Source organism: Echinicola pacifica DSM 19836, assembly GCF_000373245.1.
In the GTDB taxonomy this organism is placed as follows: Bacteria; Bacteroidota; Bacteroidia; order Cytophagales; family Cyclobacteriaceae; genus Echinicola; species Echinicola pacifica.
Genome location: NZ_KB890738.1, coordinates 327,234 through 350,721, shown reverse-complemented (window position 1 = coordinate 350,721; position 23,488 = coordinate 327,234). Strand labels below are relative to the sequence as shown.

Annotated in this window: 15 protein-coding genes; 7 read left to right on the top strand and 8 right to left on the bottom strand. The window is 42.6% G+C overall.

The window, feature by feature from the left end; all coding sequences use genetic code 11:
• Positions 1–11: 11 nt before the first annotated feature.
• Both B050_RS0101495 and rpsU read right to left on the bottom strand, forming a co-directional pair.
• Positions 12–896 carry a tyrosine-type recombinase/integrase gene (locus B050_RS0101495; RefSeq protein WP_026235534.1) on the bottom strand — a complete coding sequence of 295 codons (885 nt, stop codon included), beginning with the start codon at positions 894–896 and terminating at the stop codon, positions 12–14.
• A 55-nt stretch (positions 897–951) separates the two neighbouring features.
• Positions 952–1,146, bottom strand: coding sequence for a 30S ribosomal protein S21 (rpsU, locus tag B050_RS0101490; protein ID WP_018472098.1), 195 nt, complete (start codon positions 1,144–1,146; stop codon positions 952–954).
• A 313-nt stretch (positions 1,147–1,459) separates the two neighbouring features.
• Between rpsU and B050_RS0101485 the strand changes: the two genes are divergently transcribed.
• A complete protein-coding gene (locus tag B050_RS0101485) occupies positions 1,460–2,137 on the top strand; it encodes a SprT-like domain-containing protein (protein WP_018472097.1) in 678 nt (225 codons plus the stop codon).
• Positions 2,138–2,181: 44 nt separating this feature from the next.
• On the opposite strand, the gene B050_RS22790 is transcribed toward B050_RS0101485, so the two are convergent.
• Entirely contained in the window at positions 2,182–4,077 is a 1,896-nt protein-coding gene (locus B050_RS22790) for a glycine-rich domain-containing protein (protein WP_018472096.1), read from the bottom strand.
• Positions 4,078–4,355: 278 nt separating this feature from the next.
• On the bottom strand, positions 4,356–5,525 hold the full coding sequence (locus B050_RS0101475; protein WP_018472095.1) for a hypothetical protein: 1,170 nt from the start codon (positions 5,523–5,525) through the stop codon (positions 4,356–4,358).
• A gap of 1,108 nt (positions 5,526–6,633) precedes the next feature.
• Here B050_RS0101475 and B050_RS0101470 point away from each other — a divergent pair.
• A complete protein-coding gene (locus tag B050_RS0101470; RefSeq protein WP_018472094.1) occupies positions 6,634–8,325 on the top strand; it encodes a PAS domain-containing protein in 1,692 nt (563 codons plus the stop codon).
• 156 nt (positions 8,326–8,481) lie between these two features.
• Positions 8,482–8,922 carry a UPF0158 family protein gene (locus tag B050_RS0101465; protein WP_018472093.1) on the top strand — a complete coding sequence of 147 codons (441 nt, stop codon included), beginning with the start codon at positions 8,482–8,484 and terminating at the stop codon, positions 8,920–8,922.
• Between the two features lie 109 nt (positions 8,923–9,031).
• Here B050_RS0101465 and B050_RS0101460 read toward each other — a convergent pair whose 3' ends face one another.
• The 3 genes from B050_RS0101460 to B050_RS0101450 are packed head-to-tail and all read right to left on the bottom strand — an operon-like array spanning position 9,032 to position 12,864.
• The gene (locus B050_RS0101460) at positions 9,032–9,892 is read right to left on the bottom strand and encodes a universal stress protein (protein ID WP_018472092.1); all 861 of its coding nucleotides are present in this window, start codon (positions 9,890–9,892) and stop codon (positions 9,032–9,034) included.
• Positions 9,893–9,894: 2 nt separating this feature from the next.
• Positions 9,895–11,478, bottom strand: a complete 1,584-nt coding sequence (locus B050_RS0101455; RefSeq protein ID WP_018472091.1) for a BCCT family transporter — start codon at positions 11,476–11,478, stop codon at positions 9,895–9,897.
• Positions 11,479–11,490: 12 nt separating this feature from the next.
• Positions 11,491–12,864 (bottom strand): hypothetical protein, encoded by a 1,374-nt coding sequence (locus B050_RS0101450; RefSeq protein ID WP_018472090.1) that lies wholly within the window; start codon positions 12,862–12,864, stop codon positions 11,491–11,493.
• A 405-nt stretch (positions 12,865–13,269) separates the two neighbouring features.
• Here B050_RS0101450 and B050_RS0101445 point away from each other — a divergent pair, with 405 nt between their 5' ends.
• Positions 13,270–14,862: a M1 family metallopeptidase gene (locus B050_RS0101445; protein WP_157492483.1), complete on the top strand. Its 1,593-nt coding sequence runs from the start codon at positions 13,270–13,272 to the stop codon at positions 14,860–14,862.
• 55 nt (positions 14,863–14,917) lie between these two features.
• Here B050_RS0101445 and B050_RS0101440 read toward each other — a convergent pair whose 3' ends face one another.
• Positions 14,918–16,171, bottom strand: a complete 1,254-nt coding sequence (locus B050_RS0101440) for a dipeptidase (RefSeq protein ID WP_018472088.1) — start codon at positions 16,169–16,171, stop codon at positions 14,918–14,920.
• 333 nt (positions 16,172–16,504) lie between these two features.
• Between B050_RS0101440 and B050_RS0101435 the strand changes: the two genes are divergently transcribed.
• The 3 genes from B050_RS0101435 to B050_RS0101420 all read left to right on the top strand — a co-directional run bounded on the left by B050_RS0101435 (position 16,505) and on the right by B050_RS0101420 (position 22,858).
• Entirely contained in the window at positions 16,505–17,395 is an 891-nt protein-coding gene (locus B050_RS0101435; protein ID WP_026235532.1) for an SMP-30/gluconolactonase/LRE family protein, read from the top strand.
• A gap of 724 nt (positions 17,396–18,119) precedes the next feature.
• Entirely contained in the window at positions 18,120–21,401 is a 3,282-nt protein-coding gene (locus B050_RS0101425) for a SusC/RagA family TonB-linked outer membrane protein (protein WP_026235531.1), read from the top strand.
• Positions 21,402–21,412: 11 nt separating this feature from the next.
• A complete protein-coding gene (locus tag B050_RS0101420; protein ID WP_018472084.1) occupies positions 21,413–22,858 on the top strand; it encodes a SusD/RagB family nutrient-binding outer membrane lipoprotein in 1,446 nt (481 codons plus the stop codon).
• The last annotated feature ends 630 nt before the right edge of the window (positions 22,859–23,488 follow it).

The window sequence follows — 23,488 nt, the reverse complement described above, 5'->3', positions numbered from 1 at the left end:
CATTTAGGTATTTAGGCTTTTGGATGTGCTTGATCAAACACGGCCTTTAATTTTTCCATTGAATTATGAGTGTAAACCTGCGTAGCAGCGAGGTTCGCATGTCCTAGTAAATCCTTTACAGCATTCAGGTCTGCACCCTTATTGAGCAGATGTGTAGCAAACGTATGCCTCAGCAAGTGAGGGCTGCGCTTGGAAGTCTGCGCAAAAAGGTCCAAATAATGCCTCACAATTCTGTAAATCTTCATAGGGTAAACTTGCTTTCTTCCATTTATAACGATAAAATAATCACTCTCGTTTACATTTAAAAATGTTTCTTTAAATACTTTCTTGTACGAAATTATATTTCTGGATAAGTGATGAGTTAAGGGGATTATTCGTTGCTTTTTTCTTTTGCCAAGAACTTTTACTGATGCGTCTCCTAAATTGATGTCCGACCAGCGTAAATTTATTAATTCGGAAAGTCGAACCCCCGTGAGGTATAAAAATTCCATCACCATTCTATCTCGCTGACCGTCAAAGTCTTTGCTGTATTCGAGCTCGTTGAGGACCTTCTTCATCGCAGATTCCTGAACAAATTCCGGTAATTTTTTTGGGGTTTTTAGGGCTTTTATTTTATAAGTGGGGTCCTTTTTTATATCTCCCGCTCGGAGTAAAAATTTATAATAGGATCGTAATGTGGCTATTTTTCGGTTGACCGTCGTGGAGGATAAGCCCTGCTCCACTAAGTCCACTACCCAAGCTCTGATTTCTCCATGATCCGCAGATTCTAGCGTCTCCTGACCAAAAGAGGTACGAATGAAGTCCTGAAATTGCTCCAGGTCCTTGCGATAAGCAAGTACGGTGTGCGCACTGGCTCGCTTTTCGTGTTCTAGGTAGTTTATAAATGAAAAAAGCATATCGGCGAATTTATACGCCAATATGCTCATTTATTTTCAAGAAGGAAAGAAAATATTAATTCCCTTCAGCGTCTCTCATTCTCTGCTTGTAGGCAGCCTTGATGACTTCAGTTCTTCTTTTAATAGAAGGCTTCTCAAAATGTTGACGAGATCTCAGTTCACGGATTGCTCCGGTTCTGTCGAACTTCTTTTTAAAGCGTTTTAGCGCCTTTTCAATTGATTCGTTCTCTTTTACGTTTACTATGATCATATTTTTACACCTCCTTTCGGCTGCAAAGGTAAAAAGAATAATTGAATATACTATTATTGAAGCTTTTTTAACTGGGATTTACTCACCGAACCTGAGGCCTATTAGCCCTTTATCCATTTGTATTAAGTTGAAAAACTCTTAATATCAGTAGTTTAATATCGTGAAGGCAGGGATGGACTAGGCCTGGATACAGCTTAATCATGGGGCATAAGCAATGGATCTTCCTGGATCCTAAGCACCCTATCCCAAGGGCTGGCTTAGCGCATTCACTTTTCTAATTGCAAAGATTTTTGGTGGAGAATGGTGGGAATCGATGCTTTATCAACTTATTTTTATGCTTTATATGGGGCAAAGTAATTCAGCAAAAGAAACCATCAAAAAGATATTCGACAGAAAACTCCCTTCTGCAGCGGTGGACTATGCCATGGAACTATGGATTGCTAGCCCTTTTAATTTTCAGCTTAGCCGAAATCGCCAAAGTAAACTGGGTGATTTTAGGTATAGAAGGGATGCGGCCTTTCAGACCATCACCATTAATAATAACCTGAATCCTTTTCAATTTCTGATTACCTATATCCATGAAGTCGCGCATCATAAGGCTTATTTACACTATGGCCTTAGCATTAAGCCTCATGGGAAGGAGTGGAAAATGATTTTTCAGAAGCTGATGTTTCCCATGCTCAACAGCAGCGTCTTTCCTCAGGATATATTGGTGCCACTCCGACACCATATGAAAAACCCCAAAGCCAGCTCGGGGGCAGATTTCTGGTTGATCAAGGAGCTTAGAAAGTATGATAAGGACAAGAGCCAGCAGGAGCCCAGCGTTTATCTTAATGATCTTGGACTTGGTAATGATTTTGATTTCCAGGGTCGGAGGTTTAAGAAAATTTCCTCGCGGAGGACCCGGGTCCTATGCCAGGAGGTCCATACGGGCCGGGAGTATTTGATTTCTGGGCATGCGGAAATTCTCCCCGTTTTAGCCAAACCCTAATCGGTTCCTCGGCATTCTGCTTTTAGATGGCCAGATAGTCTCCTTTATTTAAGGATCAATTTTTTACGTTCTATTTCCCCCTCCCAACTAATCTCCAATATCCAGATACCTTCATTAAGTTCGCGGATGGATTGCTGCGTTTTTGGCATTAGCTCGCTCCAATTATTAACGGTGAACTCTGATACCTCACCCAAAGGAGAATACCAGCGGAAATGGATGGGCGTTTCAGGTTTGTTTTTCGATGAATTCCAGCTGACATGAAAGTCCTCCGAAACTATTGGGTTTGGATAGACTTTCCAATAGTCCTTTGAGGAGCTTACTGGCAATTGTGTGCTGAGGACCGAAGAATAGTGCCTTGTGCCAAGGGCATCTATCCATGAGATTTGATAATAGATCCTGTCACCGGTTTTGGGAGGGGAGAAGTCTGTGAATGAGAACCGATTGGTCTGATTATCTATGGAAGAGGGCGATAGGATGTCTATTAGTTCGAAATTATTTATTCCCGAGGAAGATCGTAGGATCTCAAAGTAGCGGATGTCTGTGCTGTAGAATGTGGACCAGTCCAGTTGAATGGCTGTGGATTGGATAATTTGGCTGAGTTGGAAAGATTGGAGGCTGATGGGGAGGGCTGACATACGCACGCGGATGATTACGATACCATCGGCTCCATTTCCGCCTTTGGTTCCGCCCGCACCGCCGCCGGATCCAGTAAAAGGTACTGCCATACCGCCGATGCCTACCTCGGCTGCTCCGCCTATTCCGCTTCCTCCTGTTCCTTGATTATTACCTTGTCCCGGGTGACCCGTTCCGCCACCACCACCGGCAAATACATTGGTGATTCCTACCTGGGTGCTGATCCCATTGAGGATGGCGGAGGAAGCTCCAGCGCCTCCATTGCCGCCGCTCGATCCATTTCCGGAGGTGCCTATTCCTCCCGCTCCACCGCCGCCACCGCCGGAGCGGGCCTGGCCATTGCCAGTTCTTCCGATGCCACCCTGGTTTCCCTGGCTTGAGGAGCTTCGGGTGCTAGTACTAGCATCGCTGGAGTGGCCGCCGCCAGATCCACCGGCTCTTCCGAGCTGATAGGTTGAGTTGGAGTGATTTGATCCGCCTCCGCCGCCGCCGATGGCAGAGATGCCATTGAAGGAGGAATTTTGGCCGTTTTCGCCTGTGCTGCTGCTAGTGCTTGCACCCATTCCTCCGAGACCCACGTAGACAGGATAGGTCTGGCCGGCATTTAGTGGTGATACGGGGCTGTATTGCATGCCGCCTGCTCCACCTCCGCCTGCACTTCGACCATTACCGCCGCCACCGCCACCGGCCACCACCAGTACTTCTGCGTCATCGAAGGTGGAGGGAACCGTGAATGGCCCGTCACATCGGTAAATATATACGGTCTCTGTTTCTGATATTTGGACCACTTCCACGCAGTTATTGCTGTTTTCGCAGGTGCTTATGACGATTTGATTCTGATCGGCGGGGACTCCTGGACCTTCTATCTGTAGTCTGTAGGTTTCACAGCCTAGATCGCTAGGAGTGGGTTTTGGGGGATTGGTGTCACAAGAGGAATAGTCGTTATTAGCAGAAATGACATAGCCCGAGCCGCCACCATTTGGCAGATTGAAGAATGTCTCGTCTGTTCCATCCTCGCAGAGTACATTGCCCTGAAGCGTCCAGAAGGAATAAGAGGGATCGGAGATGATGACCTTATAATCAATCCTTACTCCATAATTATAGCCCCAGGGACAATAGTTATTAGTGATCACTATATCGGTCATGGTCAGCTCTATTTGGACGCTACCACTATTGGTAGTCACCGATACGGTTTTGGAGCATTGTGCTCGGACTGGCCCGGCGAGTAGGAAGAATAGTAAGGAAAGAGTAATAATAAACTGGTAATAGCTTAATAGAGAACTCTTTATAATCCTGGTAAAATGCATTAATAAATGTGTGGGTTAAGCTTGAGTGCAAAAATAAGCATCAACCCATATTTAGCAAATTTTCATGTAGTTTATTAATGGTTTTAGGTAGTTTGTACTAGGTTGGCTTTCGAATTCCCGACCTAGGATATATGGAGTAGGGTGAGGTAATTAGGATAATATGGATGAATACTATTGCACCGCAGGTGAAAAACGATCACTCGAATTAAGTAATATTTACCTATAAAAAATAGAGTGTGAATTTATATAGGCCGCTGCTAAATGCTGGCCTATATAAATTAAAGCATGAGCTTATGTCTTTCCAGTTGGTCGCCCCAGCTAATTTCGACGATAACCAATCCAGACTGAAAGTTCTGTAGAAGAGTTTTCAGCGCTATATCAGCTTCCTGTGGATTTGATACAGTGATATTGCCAAACTGCTGAGTGGCATTAAATGCCTTAAGGGTGATTTTTTCGTGGGAGTTGCTGAAGGTTTGGCCTTGGTAGGCCAGGTTTACCGCTTGTCCTTTGGCAGGATTAGGATAGACTGTCCAGGTTTTGGCAGAGAATAGTTTGGGGATATCGACAGCGACTATTTTGCTATAGGTAAATGCATTATTAAGATCGACTTGCTTAATACGATAGTACATTCTTCCTCCGCCCTGAGCAGGGAGCTTGATGTCCTGGAAGGTGTAATATTTCAATTCATCCGACCATCCAGCGCCTTCTATTTCTCCCGCTTGCTCCCAATCCGAAATACCGTTATAGGATCTCTCAATAATATATACATCATTGAAAGTTTCCTTAAAGGTGGACCAGCTCAGGTCCACGGCCTTGGTATTTCCAGAGTAGGAGATTTGGAATTCATTCCAGATAACAGGAAGGGTATTTTCGTGCTCACAGGTCGTTGAGGTGGATGAGTAGGACATGCCGGGGCCACTGGAATTGAGGGTAAGGCGATTGCAGCTCAGTGCTTCGAGCGTAGGAGGCACGTCACAGTCACCCTGATATTGGTTTCCATTGGATACCACATAGCTGCCAGATCCGTTCGTAGGGATGCTAAAAAAGAGGTTTTGGCCTCCGCAGTGAATATTGCCTTGTAAGTTGTCCAAATTTGGTGGTGGAGAGCTACCTCCAAATACCACGGAGTATTCGACCCCCACATCATAGTTATATCCATAAGGGCAGTTATCTCCATTAACGATGATTTCTGTTAAGCTTAGGTTTACTGTTACAGTATAATTAGTCCCATTTAGTGTTATAGTTTCACATTGTGCATGAGAAGTGCCCGGGGTAGCGATGCTAAATAAGATGCTAAGGCCTATCACTAAGAGTAAACCATTTCTTTGGCCATCAGTGCCTAAGTTGCCTAGCGTGTTTAGGGCATCAACCTGGACTAATCTTCCGTAAATTCTCGCAAGAATGGAAAGCCATAGTGCTTTTATGCGTATGAGTAGAGTATCGATCATAATAACCTAAGATAAATAGGCGAAATATTCAAACTGGTATTTTATTAGGGCTGCCAGACTATTTGTGAGTCTGATTTAACGGCGATTAGGTCTTGGGTGACAAGTAATTGTCGTTGGGATACAAATATAGGTAGTATTTTTTGAATAAACGAAATTAGGTATTATTTCGTAGCATGATAATGTCGTTTTGACTACAAATAATCACTTTTCGTATATTTTAGGTATTTATCACTTGGTAAATTTTATTATTTAAGTGACAGATTAGTATCTACTTACGAGAAGTTTTTAGAAAGGTTGACTACTTATGATATCAATATTATTAGTACAAGTGGTCTAATATAGAAGCTTAGGCACATTGATTGATCGGGTTTTGTGCATGGGTAGAAACTAAATGGTGGAGCTTCGTGTAGCGAAAGTGAAGTGCAATGGAGTCTCTATGCAATTAGGCCTATAGTACCTGTGTACCCATTGCTGTAGGAGCCTCATTCCTGGGAGTTAAAATATTGATCCGTAAATTCAATCACCTTCCAAAAAAAATGAATTTTGCTGAGAGCAATAGAAATACTTTTCTACAATAAAAAATTAAACGGGGATAAATGATGGAGACTAATTATAGGTAAATGGAGTCGTGAAAATATACTAAATTTACCAATTACATCGCCCTCTTCTTTTTCTGAATTAGTTCTAAGGTACTAGATTTTACCTATAGACGGTTTTTTTCCACGCCTTATTATTGTTACAAATCACTTTCGGACGATTTTCCTTGATTAGCAGCACAGCTACATAAATGTGGTAAAATTTGAATGATATTGCGCGTATTGCTATATTAAGATTACTTAAAACTGGTATTATGAGCAATATTTAAGTGAGGGCAATTAAGTTGCTTATAATGAGTGGTTTGTAAGCAAAAATGTAGCGCTTGCTTTTTTAGGTTTTGAGACCTAAAATGCTGGAATAGTTGGTTTTTTTCTGTATGTTTACTTATGATAGTGTATATGAAATACTTATAAGAGATTACTTATGGCGCAATTTTGTATATGATTTCAATTAATTAATAATGAATATTAATAAGTCTTAAGCCTCAAAATTTAGTAGGCAATCAGTATATATGCTCGAAGATATAAGTTGGTTTTATGTATCGATTTCATTAATCCCCGCAATTTTTAATATGGGAATTCTTGGCTATATCTTATGGTTATATCCAAGTAAGAGGGAGGTGAATGTGTTTTTGCTTTTTCTGGTGACCCTGATTGTATGGCAGCTGCAGGACACGGCAATGCGCTTAAATATCAGCTCAGAACAGGCTGTATTCTTCTCCCGGTCCATGGACTTTGGCTGGAAGTTTATTTGTATTTTTATGTTTCACTTTATTGCCCTCCATATCGGTAATAAATACATTAGGAAAAGACTGTTTTTGGCTAGCTTATATGGCATCACCGTCATATTATATGTATGCTATATGACCGACGTGAGCAATATACCTATGATGTATGACTCTCGCTGGGGATTTATTCCAGTCATGCGAGACAACTGGCAGGATGTGGCTGGCAGGGCATGGATATCCTTTCTGGCTTTGATCTGTTTAGGAGCATTATTGTATGCCTATTTCAGCCCCGGCCTGACCCATTCAAAAAGGACCTCATTGATGGCCTTGTTTTTGGGAGGGATCTTTCCTGTGGTTCAGGGGATTACTACCCAGTTGATATTTCCGCTATTTGGCGCTACCGATGTCCCTGTTACCTCCACTTCGATCACCTTGCTGTCCGTCGCAGCGGTGGTTGCCCTAGGTAAATACCAATTATTTGACTTCTCAAGTGCAATCCAATCAGAGACCATTGTCAACCAGATAGAAAATGGGGTGATTATTCTATCGCCAGATTTGAGGATGATCTATATCAATCCTAGCGCTAAGGAACTTTTAGGCTGTGATCAGCCGGGGACCTTACCACGGTCCATGAGTGAGTTTTTTGACAGTGAGGACCGATATGCTGAATTTGTAAAGGATATAAGAGAGCAGGTGGCGAATAAAGAAAAATCTACCTATCAAAATGTGACCTTACGCAGCTTGATAGGAGATCATATTCATGTGCTGTTTACTGCCAGTCCGTTTGATTTTGAGAAAAATCAGAACGGAATTATTTTGCTGCTAAATAATGTGACGGAATTACGCATGGCAGCGAGTGTGATTTCGCTTTACGACAAGCGTTATAACTTTGTGCGTAAAGCTTCCGATGAGGCGGTCTGGGAATGGTACCTGACGCAGAATGAGTTCAGCTGGAGCGAAAACTATAATGAGCTGTTTGGACATAATCTTCATAACGGCCGATCCAGCTTGGAGCATTGGGTGGATAATATTCACCCTGATGATCGCGATAGAGTGGTGAAGAAAATCTTTGCGCATACCCAGAAGGCTAGCGATGAAAGATGGGAAGATACTTACCGCTATCGGAAAGCAGATGGATCCTTTGCTCATGTATTTGATAAGGGTTATCTGGTTTTTGATGAAAATAAAGAGGCGGTCAGGATGGTGGGAACCATGCAGGATGTGACTAATGTGAAATCGTATATCGAGAAAATTGAAAATCAGAATCGGGAACTCAGTGAGATCACCTGGATGCAATCCCATGAGGTACGTGCACCACTTACCCGATTGATGGCGATCTCCAGTTACATTAAAGAATTTGGCGTGGAGCAGGAGGTGGATGTAAATCTGATGGATGAAATAATGGTTTCATGTAAGGAACTTGATGATGTAATCCACAAAATCGTCGAAAAGGTAGATAAAGTGCGCCATTTATGATATAATAGAGTAGGGCTTCAGAAGCATTTGAAGATGGAATGAGGGTTTTAATAAAAAAATATTGATCTTTATGCAATAATTAGAACGTATTCATTTTTGATTTTAAGGTGCTTTACTTATTTTTCTAACAAATTTAGTTTTTATATAAAACAAGCAATGCTTACGCTAACTGATAAAGAAATTGATTCCATTGCCCACTTATTACTGAAGGGCAAGATTTGTTATTACCAAGAGGATAAAAAGGTTATCCATCATCTCCCCGATGAAGAGGAGAATTTCAATGAAAATCTAACGCTTGAAGAGGAAGATCTGTTGGATGAAATAGATTCTGATCCTGATAATTATGCTGAATTTGTGAAGATGGAGCCTGCTCAGGAATCCTATATCATGGATCAGTTTGCGGAGAATTTTGTGGAGAACAAGAGTTTTCAGGAAGACTTATACGATGCCCTCACCAAAAGTAAAGCCATGGAGCGATTTACTTTCCTGATAGAGGAATCTGGCAAATACCATACGAAATGGCAAGAATTCCGCCTCCAGAAATACAAAGACTGGGTGCTGGAACAGATCGATAGCTATAATACAATGGAAGAGTAATAAAAAGGGGAAGACTACTCAAGTCTTCCCCTTTTCTATTTGCACGAAATCCCTAACCTAATAAGTATCTATAAAGCCACTTTATTGTGACAGGATTTGCTGTGCCTTATCATTTCACGATCCAGATGGGAAGACTTTTGTCCGAGGCGATAAGCTGCTCTGCCACACTTCCTATGAGCAGATCGCCCTCATCCTTTTTACCTTTATTTCCGACAATAATCAGATTTGCAGCTGTAAAGATCGCCTGATTGTAGATTTGCCGGCTGATATGCTGCTCGTTATCCTGCAGGAAAGTGATTTTAGAATCTATGCCGTATTTCTTCTGAAACCGTTTATATTCATTCAGGGCTTCATCCTCACGATGCTTGCTGAGTATGTGATGATCCTTGATATAGGGGAAGTATTGCATGCCTACCTTGATCACATGCAGAGGCTGGAGTAATCCCTGCGTATGGGCCTGAAGACCCTGTCCCAGACGAATGACCTTGTCTGAATAAGAGCTAAAATCCAAGGCCAACAGAATATGCTGAAAGGAAGGGTGGGCGATTTCAGGCATGAATAGGATATCGCAGTCGGTGAGTCTGGCGAGCTTGCCGCTCAATATACCCGATCCAGGATAACTGTTCTTTTTGCCTAAAACCATCAGGTCAAACTTTTGGCGGTCAATAAAGTCTGCAAAATCTTCCACATCACCTCCTGAGTGTACATGGATGGAGATGTGTTCCCGAGTGTCGTGTAGGTGATCCTTGACGATCTCATCGATCTCCGCCTCCAGCATCTGGCTGATGCTCTTGCCTAGTCCAGATATCAGTGCACTGCTCTCATCGGAGAGCTCCTCTAGCTCGATAAGGTGGAGTAAGGTCAAGCTCTCAAACTGAAAGACATCATGCATTATTTTAATATAGTTCAGCAGGATGCTGTCCATATCAGTCAGGTCCACACAAACGGCTATTTTCTTTAGGTTTTTCATCTCTATTTGCCCTTTTCAATGTTTTTCTTAATAATTCTAGCGAGATTTTCCTCATAGGATTTCTTATCTCGTTCCTGATTTAAGGCTTCATTCCTGGCATGCTCTTTTTGCAATCCCCGATAGAGGCTATAGCACATGATCAGCAATATGATCAGGAATGGCAATCCCGTGGTGATGGTGGCGGTCTGCAAGGCACTCAGCCCCCCGCCTATAAGTAAGGCTGCGGCCACCGCCCCTTCTGTAAGTGCCCAGAATATTCTCTGTCCCACAGGTGCGTCTAGCTTGCCTCCGGCAGTAATACTATCAATCACCAGGGACCCAGAATCTGAGGAGGTGACAAAGAAACTCATCACCAAGATAACTCCTATTCCAGAGCCAAGCTTGGCCATGGGAAATTCGTGGAGGAATACGAATAAGGCCGTGGCCTCGTCAGCAATGACGCTCTTGGCAAAAGCATGACCCTCCATTTGCATATCCATATAGATGGCACTCCCACCCATGGCCGTGAGCCAGAAGAAAGTGAGTAAAGCAGGGACGATAAGCACCCCGGCGATAAACTCTCTCACCGTACGGCCTCGGGATATCCTGGCAATAAACATCCCTACAAATGGCGACCAGGAAACCCACCATGCCCAATAAAAAACCGTCCAGCTGCCTTGCCATTCACTAGCGGCATAGGCCTCCGTCCAGGTGGATACAGTGATGAAATTATTTAGATAAATGCCCAAATTCTGGATAAATCCCCGAAATATATATAGCGAGGGGCCTGCGACCACTACAAATATCAATAGTAATCCGGCTATCCTGACATTCCATTCACTCAAAATCTTCACACCCTTGTCCAGACCCGTAAATACAGAGATGGTCGCCAATACGGTGATTCCAGATATAAGCATCACCTGCACCGGGACGCTTATAGGGATCTCAAAGAGGTAAAATAAGCCCCCATTTATCTGGCGAACCCCAAACCCCAGGGAAGTCGCTAAGCCAAATAAGGTGGCCAATACCGCCATCACATCAATCGCATCTCCGATCCAACCATAAATACGGTCTCCCAAAATCGGGTAAAAGATGGAGCGTATCGTTAAGGGCAATTTCCTGTTGAAGGTGAAGAAGGCTAAGGCCAGTGCCACTACCGCATAGATGGCCCAGGCATGGAAACCCCAGTGCATAAATGTCAGGCTCATGGCCCGCTCAGCAGCGTCAATCGAGAAGGCTTCCCCCACAGGAGGCTTGGCATAATGCGTCACAGGCTCTGCTACTCCCCAAAACAATAAACCAATGCCCATGCCTGCACTAAATAACATGGCAAACCAGGAGGAAGTGGAAAATTCCGTTTCAGCATTTTTCCCTCCCAACCTGATTTTTCCGTATTTGCTAAAAGCGAGGTAAATGCAGAAAATGATAAAGGCATTGATGGACAGGATGAATAACCAGCCGGTCTTGTCGGTGATGAAAAATTGAATCTTGGTGAAAATCTGCTCCATGGGCTCGCCTACCACCAGCGTAATCGCAATGAAAATTACGATAAGAATACTGGCAGGCCAAAACACAGGGGCATGCACGTCGAAGTATTTTTTGTTCATTATTCGGTGGGTTTAGAAGTAATATCCAATATTTAAGTTGATCCTGGTATTCCAGCCAGGTGTCGGGTCTATAGGGTTTTGGTCAGAAATAGGTTCATTATATTGCTCGCCTCGGCCCGGACCCAGGGCGTTTCCACCAAAGGAATCGCTGATCCATGGGTGATTATACCCCGAGGCCATATCTAGGTAAGTGTAGATTTTTCCGGCGGTAAGCAGGGCTCCCAGCACATTCTGTTGAGTCGCCACGAAGGGACTGTTGACGCCTCGAATCGGGAAGGAACCTGTTTTTTGAACCAGGCTATAATCGTTATAGACTTGAATATTTGAAATTGGCCCCCAAGAAACTGGAATGCTATAGGCAATACCTGCGAGATAAACTACCGCCTCGGAGGCTACATCATAGCTGCCAAAGCCATAGGCGCCCATCTGCACGCTGCTCAGCAGCTGCTGGTCATCATCTCGGACATCATGATATCGATAATAGATCAGCTCGGACTTGAAATTCCATCTCGACCAGTCCCATTCGCCATGAAGGGCTAGCGCCAATTGATTGCCATTATTTGTGGTGACCTGATTGTAAATTTCCTGATGCTGGAGGGAGAGCCCTAGTTTCCAGTTTTCTATTTTTCGCTGCGCTCTAATATTGATTTGATGCCGCTCGATATTACTATTGCCATCCACAGGGATCACATCATAGGAATACCTCGCGCTGGAATAGGGGCCGAATGCAGGGTCGCTCGTGCCGCGTGGCTCGGAGAGTGGAAAATAAGCAAAGTTGAAATCCCAGTCTCCCAGATTATGGGTATAGTTGAAACCAATCTGATGGTTGTCTTCTAAGCCCAGATAATAAGGTGCCTGAAACCACCAACTGTGGGAGGCATAGGTAAGTAATCCGAAGGGTACTTGGGTGATGCCGATCTGCAGGTTCGTATTGTCTGTAAATTTATATCCTAGCCAGCCATATTTGACAAAGTGAGTGTTGAAAGTGGGGTAAAACCGGTATTCAAAGGCAAATTGGATTCCTTTGGAATAGGAATCTACATTTATCCGCCAGGTGTCCCAGGTCCATTCATTTCGCCCGGAAGTCCCTAAAGGAAAGGTCTGACCCTCATAGATCGCATAAATGGTGTTTAGCCGCAGGGCTCCCCCCATTCTCACCCAGGAAGTGTCCTTATTGGTCTCCAGGGATGATTTTATAGTGTTTTCAAGTGTAGATTTTTGCGTTCCATAATCATGGGTAAAGCCAAATCCCACCTGCGGTTTTACAAAATTACTATCTATAGGATGACTTATCCTGGATAAAACCATTGCAGACGCAGTGTGGTAAGCAAGGGTCAGGAATAGAAAGAAAAATATAAGCCTAAAAGTGATGGAATTAGATGCCATATTGATAGTGATTTTCCTTTTTATGCAGACTGCCAAATCCAGAGCATAGATAAAATCGATGAAGGACTCTCCTTCAATTAAAATGGAACTTCAAACTTGTCAACTCAACTATTAACCTAAACTAGGAGGCTTTGTTTTCTTTTCGCTAGGGTGCTATAAGGAATTCCGGAAAGAGTAAATAGTCAATTGATAATCAAGGGAAATCAAAAAGGGTACTGATTAAAAGTAGTTTTTTTTATTGTTTTTCCCAATTAATAACTGATCTATTTCGTGGACTTGCTCGATTGATTTGTTATTTATCCATGTATTAATAATATATTTATAGGTATAGCATTTCTTTTTCAGAAGGACTAAGTTCCTCGGAATAATAGAAAGCAGTTTGACAAAGTATGAATACGTTTTTTTATGTACAGATTTAAGTTTGCCGCATTATATATGATCATCCTGCTGGGGAGTTTATGGCCACAAGCCCATGCCCAGCGAGTCTCCAAAGGCTGGGGTGGAGAGATGGATCCTCTGCAGCAGCAGTTTTCCATCATTCATTATTCCCTCGATTTACAGATTTTGCCTGAGATTAAAGCGATCGATGGCAGTATGGAGATTACCTTTCGGCCTTTGCAGCCGCTGGATACTTTAAGGTTGAATCTGGTGTCCGATTATAAGGTGCTGAGTGTGGAGGTGGACTCTGTATCTCTGGACTTTAGGCATGAAGGGGAGCTATTAGATATCTATGGTACAGGCTTAGCGAATAAGGTGAAGGTGAAGTATCGTGGCAAACCTCCTGTGGCGGTAAATCCCCCATGGTCGGGGGGATTTACCTGGGCCAGAGATGGGAGAGGCGCACACTGGGTGGGGTTGTCCTCTCAACTAGAAGGAGGGCGGATTTTTATGCCCTGCCTGGATCATCCTTCCAGTAAACCTGAAAATGGCCTTGATTTATATATAAAAGTTCCTTTCCCTTATACTGTGGCCGCCAATGGACGACTGCTGAATCAGGCCGAAGCTAGAGGGTATAATTATTTCCACTGGGCCACGCACTATCCTATTAGCAATTATAATGTGAATTTTACCATGGGGAGATTTGCGCAGCTAAAGGATACCCTAACTTCAGTAGATGGTGGGCGCATCCCCATGGAGGTCTATGTGCTGCAGGAGAACCGTGCCAAAGCCTCTCAACTGATGGAAGTGTTTAAGACGAGTATGGCTAGCCAGGAAAAATATTTCGGTCCTTACCCATTTGCTCAAGATAAGGCCGCTGTGGTGGAGACTCCTTACCTTGGTATGGAGCATCAGACTATCAACGGCTATGGAAATAACTTTCAGTTTACAAAGGTAGGACCGGTAGAATTTGACGGCTTGCTTCACCATGAGCTGGGGCATGAGTGGTGGGGAAATAAAGTGTCGGTGGCGGACTGGAAGGATTTTTGGATTCATGAAGGTATATGCTCTTATGGCGATATGTTATTTTATCTCAATCATGGCGGCGAGGAAGCTTACCAAAAAGAGATCGCCACAGCCATGGAAAGTATGGAGAACAAGCGGCCACTCGTGAGCACCAAGCCTACTGGCAGTTCTGAGGCTTATTTCTCAGATATATACACTAAAGGTGCCTTGGTGATGCATTCCCTTCGGTTTTTAGTAGGAGACCAGGTGTTCTTTGAGCTCCTTCAGGGTTTCCTTTCAGATCCACGATTCACCTACGGCAATCAGGTGGATACGGAGGACTTTACAGGTTATTTCCAAGAGCATACGGAGCGTGACCTGCAGCCTTTCTTTGACCTGTACTTATACACCACAGAGCTTCCAGAAATCAAGATCAGCAAGAAACGTAAAAACCGCTATGATATAAAATTCTCAAATGTGGACCTTTCGCTTCCTGTGGAGGTAAAGACCTCCGAAGGAATAGAAGTACTGGAGATTTCCAAAAATAATTTGAGGATAAAAAGTAATACCGAGTTAGAGATTGATCCTAATCACTGGTATATGTTTGAAAAATAAGGGTTTCCTGAATACCGATTCAGGAAACCCTTATTAGTTGATTTATTGATAGTAATTAGGAAGCAGAAGAGGCGGCTTCCACGGCTCGCCATACTCTGAATACGTTTTTATAGCAGATTTTTTCAATATCCTCTTTGGAGTAACCGCGCTTAAGAAGTTCGGCGATAAGATTAGGATACATAGATACATCTTTCAGGCCGTTTGGCAGAGAGTCTCCCACTCCGTCAAAGTCGGAGCCAAAACCTACATAATCGATGCCAGCGATAGCCACAACATGGTCTATATGGTCAGCCACGAGGCTGACATCCGGAAACACATTGTTTTCGCGAGTATATTGCTCGATATAGGCCTGTGCTGCGGAGTCACTGCGACTCAGGTTGTTTTGAGCCAGCCAATTTACGATATGCTCTCTTACGACTGCAGTACGTTCATTATAATCACCATCGATGAAGCTTCCACCAAAATTGATCATGATCACTCCTTGTTTTTTGCCTAAAAGCTCGACCATTTTATCATCCATATTTCTCTCGAAGCCTGGCGTGAATTTTCGGGAGGAACTATGAGAGGCGATCACAGGGACATCCGTAAGCTCCATCACATCGTAAAAGGTGTCATCTGATACATGGGAGATATCCACCATGATACCTACGCGGTTCATTTCCTTCACTACTTGCTCACCGAAGGCGGTCAGTCCACCATGCGTTCTGCTGGTGTCATAGGAAGAGTCCCCGATCAGGTTGTCTTTGCCATGGGTAAGGGTGATATACCTGATGCCTTGCTTATAAAAGTAGCCGACATTGGCGATATCGTCTTCGATGCCAGCTCCATTTTCCATTCCCATTGGAAGGGAGATTTTGCCCTCCTTGAAGTGGGCTTCGATATCATCAGGGCTATAAGCCATGGCGAATTTATCAGGCCAGGTTTCAGCCAGCCTCTTGGTCATCATGATTAGGGAGTCAGCCAATTTTTTTGCTCCTCCCATTTCCTGATACCTTGCCGGAAGATAGATGGACATAAATGGAGCGTCCAGTCCCCCTTCTCTGGAGCGGGGGAAGTCGAAGTTTCCTCCATCGGTGCGTGTGGAGACATCTAATACCTCCCTTTGGAGGGTAAATCCCCCCACCTTCATCCGGTAAGGTAAGTCCACGTGGCCGTCCACGATGATGGTATGATGCGCCATTTCTGTGGCCGCCTCCAGGCGTTCTGCATCGCTCATGCTTTGATAATCGACCATCACTTCCTCTGGGGAACAGGCGATGGTGCCAGCTAGTAACAGGCCTAGGCCCTGAGATAATAGAGATTTGTTCATGCGGTATGGTTTATGATGTACCCCCAAATTAAAGGTTTTATACTGATCACACTATTATTTAGTGATAAATGGCAATTAAGAGGTTTATTTATGAGCTGATTTTTAGCGATTGTACCTTATTTTCTTAGTTAAGGGTGTCGGAATCATAGGAAAGATAGTAAGATAGCTGGGCAGATCATGAAGGATTAGAGTTGAAACTCTCAAAAACTTTATCGAAATTCGGTAATAATAGAGAGATTAGGTAGATACTACTTCCTGTTCTGCTCTTATAGAAGGTTAATTAAAATAAGTTTTTCAAATTTTTAGTATCAATAATTTTAAAAATCAATAATTATGAAAATGACAAACTGTAAGCCCCTATTGCTGATGGCTGCTGCTCCTTTGCTATTTTGGCAATGTGGAGAGTCCAATAAGCAAGAGTCCAATGAAGAAGTTATTGAAGTGACTGAGGAAGAAGTGGAGCCTTCCTTAACCCTATTATGGGAGACTCCGGAAGAACTGACTACTTGTGAGTCGGTGCTGGTGGATCCTGACACGGGCACGATTTACGTGTCAAATATCGAGGGAGATTCTAGAGAAAAAGACGGTAAAGGTTCTATTTCTATCATTTCCAAAGACGGTGAAATCTTAGAAAGAGATTGGGTGACTGGAATTGATTCTCCTAAGGGGATGGGGATTTTGGATGGTAAGCTGTATGTTACCAATATCGACGAGATCGTAGAGATAGATATCGAAAAAGCTGAGATTTCTAATACTTATCCTCTGGAAGGAGCAAAATTCCTGAATGATATTGATGTTGCTGAGGGGAAGGTCTATTTTTCTGATATGGAAAATGGTAAAATTCACGTATTAGAAAATGGCGAGATTACCTTGGTTGCTGAAGGGCAAGTGGGGATAAATGGCCTTCGAGTAGGGGATGGTGGTGTCTTATATGGGCTTGACAAAGCCGGGCTCAAACGCTATGATACTGAAGGAAATCATGAGGTTCTAAATTCAGTCGTGACCGGTGGTGATGGCTTGATAATCTTGGGGGATGATGATTATCTGGCGAGTAAATGGTCTGGAGAAATATGGATTGTTCAGGGTGATAAAGAAACAAAACTATTAGATACCAAGGATATGGGATCCAATACGGCTGACATAGGATATTTAGAGGAAGAGCAGATCGTACTAGTTCCTACCTTTCTTAAAAATAAAGTGGCTGCTTATAAATTGGAATACTGATTTTTAGAGCGCTAGTATTAAGAAATTAATTTCTTTCAAGTCCCCAAGGTGATGCTTTCGCTTTGGGGATTTTTTGTTTTTTTAAGGCCAAAAGGCCCTGATTTGGATACTATATGGGCTGAGGACGAATTTGGCCTGTTTTGGTATTATTCAAATAAAAAATTTACGATCACCACTGGTGTATAGTACCTGATACAGGTAGAATCTGGCTCAATTTTGAGTTAAACAGGTTTTTTAGTAGGAATTATTTCAGTCATTGGAGGTAATATTGGGTGAAATTTTAGCCGATTTATTCCCGTTTTATGTAAAGAATTCAATTGTGGGTTTAATTATAAATCAGAATTTTGTTTGGTTACCCATATTTCTGGTCGCAAATATAAGGGAGATAACGTATTGGTCAATTTTATATAATATTATATATCGGAAACTTAGAATTATAAATTAAGTTTATGTAAAAACAAGATATATTATTTTGTATCCATGGTGGTGGATGATCTTTAATATGGCAATAGGGGTGATTTGCTTGGAGGAATGATGGTGGCTCTGGTTATAATTTTTATTAGATAGTGACAATTTTTTTTGATAATAATTTATTGAATGTTAAATTACTTAAAATCAATAGTTTGTTATGAGTTTCAATTGTTGAAATCCAATGTTAAAAAATCGTAAAGTTTTTTTTTCGAAAATGGATGTATACTTTGGAGCAAAATCAAATCAACCGCATATGAAAAAAAGTGTACTATTAGGTCTCTTCCTGACTTTGTTTATGCAATATTCTTTTGCACAGACAAGGACAGTGACGGGGACGGTTACTTCATCAGAGAATGGAGAGCCCATACCAGGCGTAAGTATCCTGGTCAAAGGAACGTCAACAGGTGCTATCACAGACCTTGACGGAGAGTATGATATCAATGTGCCAGCTGGAGGAGAGGTCTTGATCTACTCCTTTATAGGCATGTCAAAACAAGAAATCCCTATTGGCGGCAGAAGCGTTATCGATGTGGTAATGGACTCCAATGCTGAGGAGCTGAATGAGGTGGTCGTTACCGCTTTGGGTATTGAGAGAAGTAAAAATGAACTTCCTTATGCTGCGCAGTCTGTCAATGGTGACAAGATTAATGAAACCCGTGACCCCAACTTTATTAACCAGTTGTCTGGTCGTGTGGCGGGTCTAAACATCAAAAGCAGCAATAATCTGGGTGGATCCTCCAATGTAGTGATCAGGGGGTCTTCTTCACTTACAGGAAGTAACCAAGCGCTATTTGTGATCGATGGAGTACCAGTGGATAACTCAATCACCAATACTAAGGATCAGGCGAGAGGTCGAACAGGCTACGATTACGGTAATGCAGCCTCGGATATAAATCCAGATGATATTGCCTCAGTCAACGTACTGAAAGGTGCTGCTGCAACGGCCTTATATGGTTCCCGCGCCAGTAATGGAGTGGTCGTAATTACCACCAAAAAAGGAGGTAAAGGACTTGGCGTAACCGTCAATGCCGGCGTTACTTTCGGAAAGATTGACAAAAGCACCTTCGCAGAATATCAAAATCAATATGGTGCGGGTTATGGTTCCTCCTTTTATTATAAGGATGTTGAAGGATTTGACTCCTCTATTCCATTCTATTATTATGGTGATGACGCTTCTTATGGAGAGGCTTTTGACCCTAGCCAGCAGGTGTATGATTGGAAATCTGTCAATCCTGCTTCAGCGTTTTATCAGCAGCCGACCACCTGGCAAGCTGCTAAAAATACCCCCGCTGAATTTTATGAAAGCCCGGTATCTACCAGTACCAGTGTTTTGCTGAATGGAGGAACGGATAAAGGCTATTATAAATTAGGCTATACCAGAAACGTCCAAGAGGGTATTTTGCCTAATAGTAAGATGAAAAAGAATATCGTAAACTTCTCTGGAAGCTATGATATTATGGATAAACTTACAGCGACCGCATCGGTAAACTTTTCCATCAATGAGGGCTTAGGCCGTTATGGAACCGGATATAGTGGACTAAACGTAAACCAGTCCTTCCGTCAGTGGTGGCCGGTAAACGTGGATGTGAAAGAATTAGAATCCGAATATTTTGCGACCAATAGCAATGCGACTTGGAACTGGTCTAATGAAAGCGCCCAAAAGCCTGCTTATACGGATAATCCTTATTGGACTCGATATAGAAATTACCAAAATGACGAGCGAATTCGTACCCTGGGTTATATGTCCCTGAAGTATGATCTTGCCGATTGGGTAAATATCATGGGTCGTGTGTCCCTGGATACTTATAGTGAAGAACAAGAAGAGCGTATCGCTGTTGGGAGTTTAGATCCAGCAAGCTATGGTAGATTTAACCGAACGTTTAAAGAGTATAATTATGACTTATTGATGAACTTCAATAAAGACATCAATGAGGACCTTGAGTTTACAGGTCTTTTGGGAGGGAATATTAGAAATACCCAGATCAACTCCATCAACGCTAGCACTAATGGTGGCCTGGTGGTTCCAAATCTGTATTCATTATCTAACTCACTGAATCCTATTGAGGCACCTGATGAAGTGGAATCTACCCTTCAGGTGAATGGTGTATTTGCAGGAGCTACTTTTACTTATCGTGATTATATCATCCTTGATGGTACCATCCGTAGAGACCAGGCCTCCTCACTTGCTCCAGAGAATAATAGTTACTATTATCCATCTGTTTCAGGTGGCTTGATCTTCTCTGAGTTTTTACAGAATAAGGAGCTGTTTACCTTCGGTAAGCTTAGAGCTAACTATGCAGAAGTAAGTAATACGGCTGCGCCTCAGGTGCTACAAGACGTATATTATAAGCCTACAGGCTTTGGAGATGTACCCTTATTCTCAATGCCAGACAGCAAAAACAATCCTGACCTATTGCCTGAATTAACCAAAAGTTTCGAGATCGGTACAGAAATGACGTTCATGGATGCTAGGTATGGATTTGATGTGACCTATTATGATACAAGAACGGTCAATCAAATTATCCCAGTAACTACCTCTACCGCCACTGGCTTTAGCTCTAGATATGTGAATGCTGGTGAACTTCAAAATGCAGGTTGGGAGATCAGCGCTTTTGCTACCATCCTTGAAAGCCAAGATTTCTCTTGGAAAATGGATGTAAACTGGACCAAGAATAATAGTAAAGTACTTTCCTTGAATGGTGAAAACACAAACTTGGAATTAGCCAGTCTTCAAGGTGGTGTATCTCTAAATGCCGCTGTAGGCCAGCCTTATGGGACCATCCGTGGACGTGATTATATCCGTGATGAAGCCACTGGAATGCCTACCATTGACGAGAGTGGTAGATATATGGTCTCCACTGAAGCCAATAAAATTATAGGGGATATCAATCCCGACTGGTACGGAGGGATCAATAACGCTTTAAAGTATAAAAACTTTACCCTGTCCTTCCTGATCGATATCCAAAAAGGTGGAGATGTATTCTCTCTTGATAGATGGTACGGTGATGCCACTGGTTTATACCCAGAGACCGCCTTGCCAAATGAATTAGGAAATAATATGAGAGACCCGCTTTCTACGGATGGTGGATCAGGAGATTTTGGAAGATATCCTATTTATAACAATGATGGAGTAATCACTGGTTATGAGCAGGCAGGTGGTAACTCTGGTGGGGTGATCCTTCCAGGGGTCTTCGAAAACGGAGAGGCAAATGATATTCGTCTGGATCTTTCAAACTTTGGTGAGTCGGGATATGCTGGTAGCAATCCTAATAGCAAATACATCTACGATGCTAGCTATGTGAAATTGAGAAGTTTATCCATCTCTTATATTTTCCCACGGTCTTTTGTGGATAAAATTCAAGGGGTTCAGGGAATTGACGTTTCCTTTATTGGTAGAAACTTATGGATCATCCATAAAAACATGCCATATTCTGATCCTGAAGAAAGCTTAGGAGCTGGTAATAACCAAGGGTACCAAAGTGGGGCATACCCTACGACAAAAACCTATGGATTTAATCTACGCCTTAAATTCTAAGAAAGAACATTATGAAGAAATTAATATATATCCTAATAGGAGCGTTTGCCCTCACCGCTTGTGATGGCCTGACGGACAAAAATGCCATAACAAAAGAGGCTTCTGAAGTCCCCGCAATTACGCTGCTCTCCAATTCCCAAAAGGAAATGGCAGAGTTTTATACCGATCCTCGAATCAATCGCCTCCTCGCTCAGCAGTGGGCAGAGGTGCAGTATATTGATCAAAGTAGATACGATTTCCAAAATGGAGGAACTCCCGATATTTGGTGGAGATCTTTCTATAGAGACGTATTGATCGATCTACAGGAATTTGGCAGACTGGTCTTAGAGGATCAGACCTACTTAAATGAAAATGTACGAACCAATCATATTGCAGTGGGTGAGGTGATGAACGTCTATGTATGGTACACTCTGGTGACCACATTTGGCAATATCCCTTATTCTGAGGCATTGGACTTCGAAAACTCTTTTCCTGCTTATGATGACCAAGAGGTGATCTATACGGACTTACTGGCGAGGCTGGATGCTGCCATTTCTGATATGAGCATAGAGGATGGATTTGGAAGTCAAGCTACTGGCGATTTGATTTATAAAGGTGATATGGCAGGTTGGTATGCATTTGCTAATTCCCTGAAAATGAAGATGGGAATGTTATTGGCAGATTCTGACCCCACCACTGCTTCTCAGTTGGTAAGTGAGGCGTCTCCTAATGCCCTAATGTCTTCGGCCTTAAACACTACCTTTGAGTTTATAGTTGCTCCGCCAAATAACAACCCGGTTTGGGAAGCCTTAGTGCAGAGTGGAAGGAATGATTATGTAGCCGCTAATACCATTGTGGACTTTATGAATGATCTGAGCGATCCAAGATTGGCGTTTTACTTTACTCCTATCAACGGTGCTTATGTGGGTGGTGAATACGGTAACTTTAATGTTTATGCCAACTTCTCTCATGTCAACCCTAACCAAACAGATGCTGATTTTCCATCAATTATTATGGATTATGCCGAGGTGGAATTTCTGAGAGCTGAGGCAGTAGAAAGAGGTTTTATCACGGGTACTGCAGCGACGCATTATAATAATGCCATCGATGCCTCCATCAGGTATTGGTCTAGTGTGAATGTAAACGCCGGAGGTACTGGTATCACCCAGGACCAGATCAATGCTTATATGGCTCAGCCTTCTGTGGCCTATGCTACAGCGGCCGGAGATTATAAGCAGAAGATCGGCATGCAGAAATATATCGCTCTCTATAATAGGGGCTATGATGCCTGGACCGAATGGAGAAGGTTGGATTATCCAATCCTGAATATCCCTAACCAAATGCAATACGGAGATATCCCCGTACGATATCCTTACCCTACTCCAGAGCAAAACGTGAATGAATCAAATTATGATCAAGCTGTGGCCGCTATGGGTGGTGATGAGCCTGATATCAAGCTATTCTGGGACCTTAATTAATCCATTTATAGTTTATTATAGATAAGGCAAAGCTGCCAATTGAGACCTTTGGTTTTGATTGGCAGCTTTTTTTTATTGAAAGAATAAATCTGGGAATCAAATAAGAGGTTGAAGCCTTAAAATGATGGCGATACCTTGCCTTTTCACCTTGTTTAAGAATGGAGCCCAATATCATAAAATGATTCTTTCTACTATATAGAAGTGCCAACATTTTAGAGATATTCTTATGCAGGTAATGCTGCATATGGAATGGGGCATTATTGAAGTAGGCTAATTCGTAGTGGAGTCAGGCGCTGAGGCTCTTCTTTTATTGGCTATAGTAGATGTAGGTAGGCAAGGTAATTTTAAGGGAATAAATCAGGAGTATATGGTTTATAAATCAATGGCTGCTTTGGCCATTCAATGATACTGGAATAGTAAAAGAATGCTATATAATGAGGATTACTTTTTATGAGTAGAAAATGATCATTTATGGTTGGAAATGGGTTGCATAGCGGTTTTAGCACTGTTTTGCCACAAAAGTGTCGGGTTGGCGGATTATTTTTTTATATAAGTGTAAAAATTAGATTTTTTTGTCTTAATTATGCGACTTGCTTATTATTGGCTAAATTGTGATGAGAAATTAAGGTG

Excerpts from the sequence above, each read along its gene's own strand:
- B050_RS0101495 (WP_026235534.1), bottom strand. The coding sequence starts at position 896 with ATGCTTTTTTCATTTATAAACTACCTAGAACACGAAAAGCGAGCCAGT.
- rpsU (WP_018472098.1), bottom strand. The coding sequence starts at position 1,146 with ATGATCATAGTAAACGTAAAAGAGAACGAATCAATTGAAAAGGCGCTA.
- B050_RS0101485 (WP_018472097.1), top strand. The coding sequence starts at position 1,460 with ATGCTTTATCAACTTATTTTTATGCTTTATATGGGGCAAAGTAATTCA.
- B050_RS22790 (WP_018472096.1), bottom strand. The coding sequence starts at position 4,077 with ATGCATTTTACCAGGATTATAAAGAGTTCTCTATTAAGCTATTACCAG.
- B050_RS0101475 (WP_018472095.1), bottom strand. The coding sequence starts at position 5,525 with ATGATCGATACTCTACTCATACGCATAAAAGCACTATGGCTTTCCATT.
- B050_RS0101470 (WP_018472094.1), top strand. The coding sequence starts at position 6,634 with ATGCTCGAAGATATAAGTTGGTTTTATGTATCGATTTCATTAATCCCC.
- B050_RS0101465 (WP_018472093.1), top strand. The coding sequence starts at position 8,482 with ATGCTTACGCTAACTGATAAAGAAATTGATTCCATTGCCCACTTATTA.
- B050_RS0101460 (WP_018472092.1), bottom strand. The coding sequence starts at position 9,892 with ATGAAAAACCTAAAGAAAATAGCCGTTTGTGTGGACCTGACTGATATG.
- B050_RS0101455 (WP_018472091.1), bottom strand. The coding sequence starts at position 11,478 with ATGAACAAAAAATACTTCGACGTGCATGCCCCTGTGTTTTGGCCTGCC.
- B050_RS0101450 (WP_018472090.1), bottom strand. The coding sequence starts at position 12,864 with ATGGCATCTAATTCCATCACTTTTAGGCTTATATTTTTCTTTCTATTC.
- B050_RS0101445 (WP_157492483.1), top strand. The coding sequence starts at position 13,270 with ATGTACAGATTTAAGTTTGCCGCATTATATATGATCATCCTGCTGGGG.
- B050_RS0101440 (WP_018472088.1), bottom strand. The coding sequence starts at position 16,171 with ATGAACAAATCTCTATTATCTCAGGGCCTAGGCCTGTTACTAGCTGGC.
- B050_RS0101435 (WP_026235532.1), top strand. The coding sequence starts at position 16,505 with ATGAAAATGACAAACTGTAAGCCCCTATTGCTGATGGCTGCTGCTCCT.
- B050_RS0101425 (WP_026235531.1), top strand. The coding sequence starts at position 18,120 with ATGAAAAAAAGTGTACTATTAGGTCTCTTCCTGACTTTGTTTATGCAA.
- B050_RS0101420 (WP_018472084.1), top strand. The coding sequence starts at position 21,413 with ATGAAGAAATTAATATATATCCTAATAGGAGCGTTTGCCCTCACCGCT.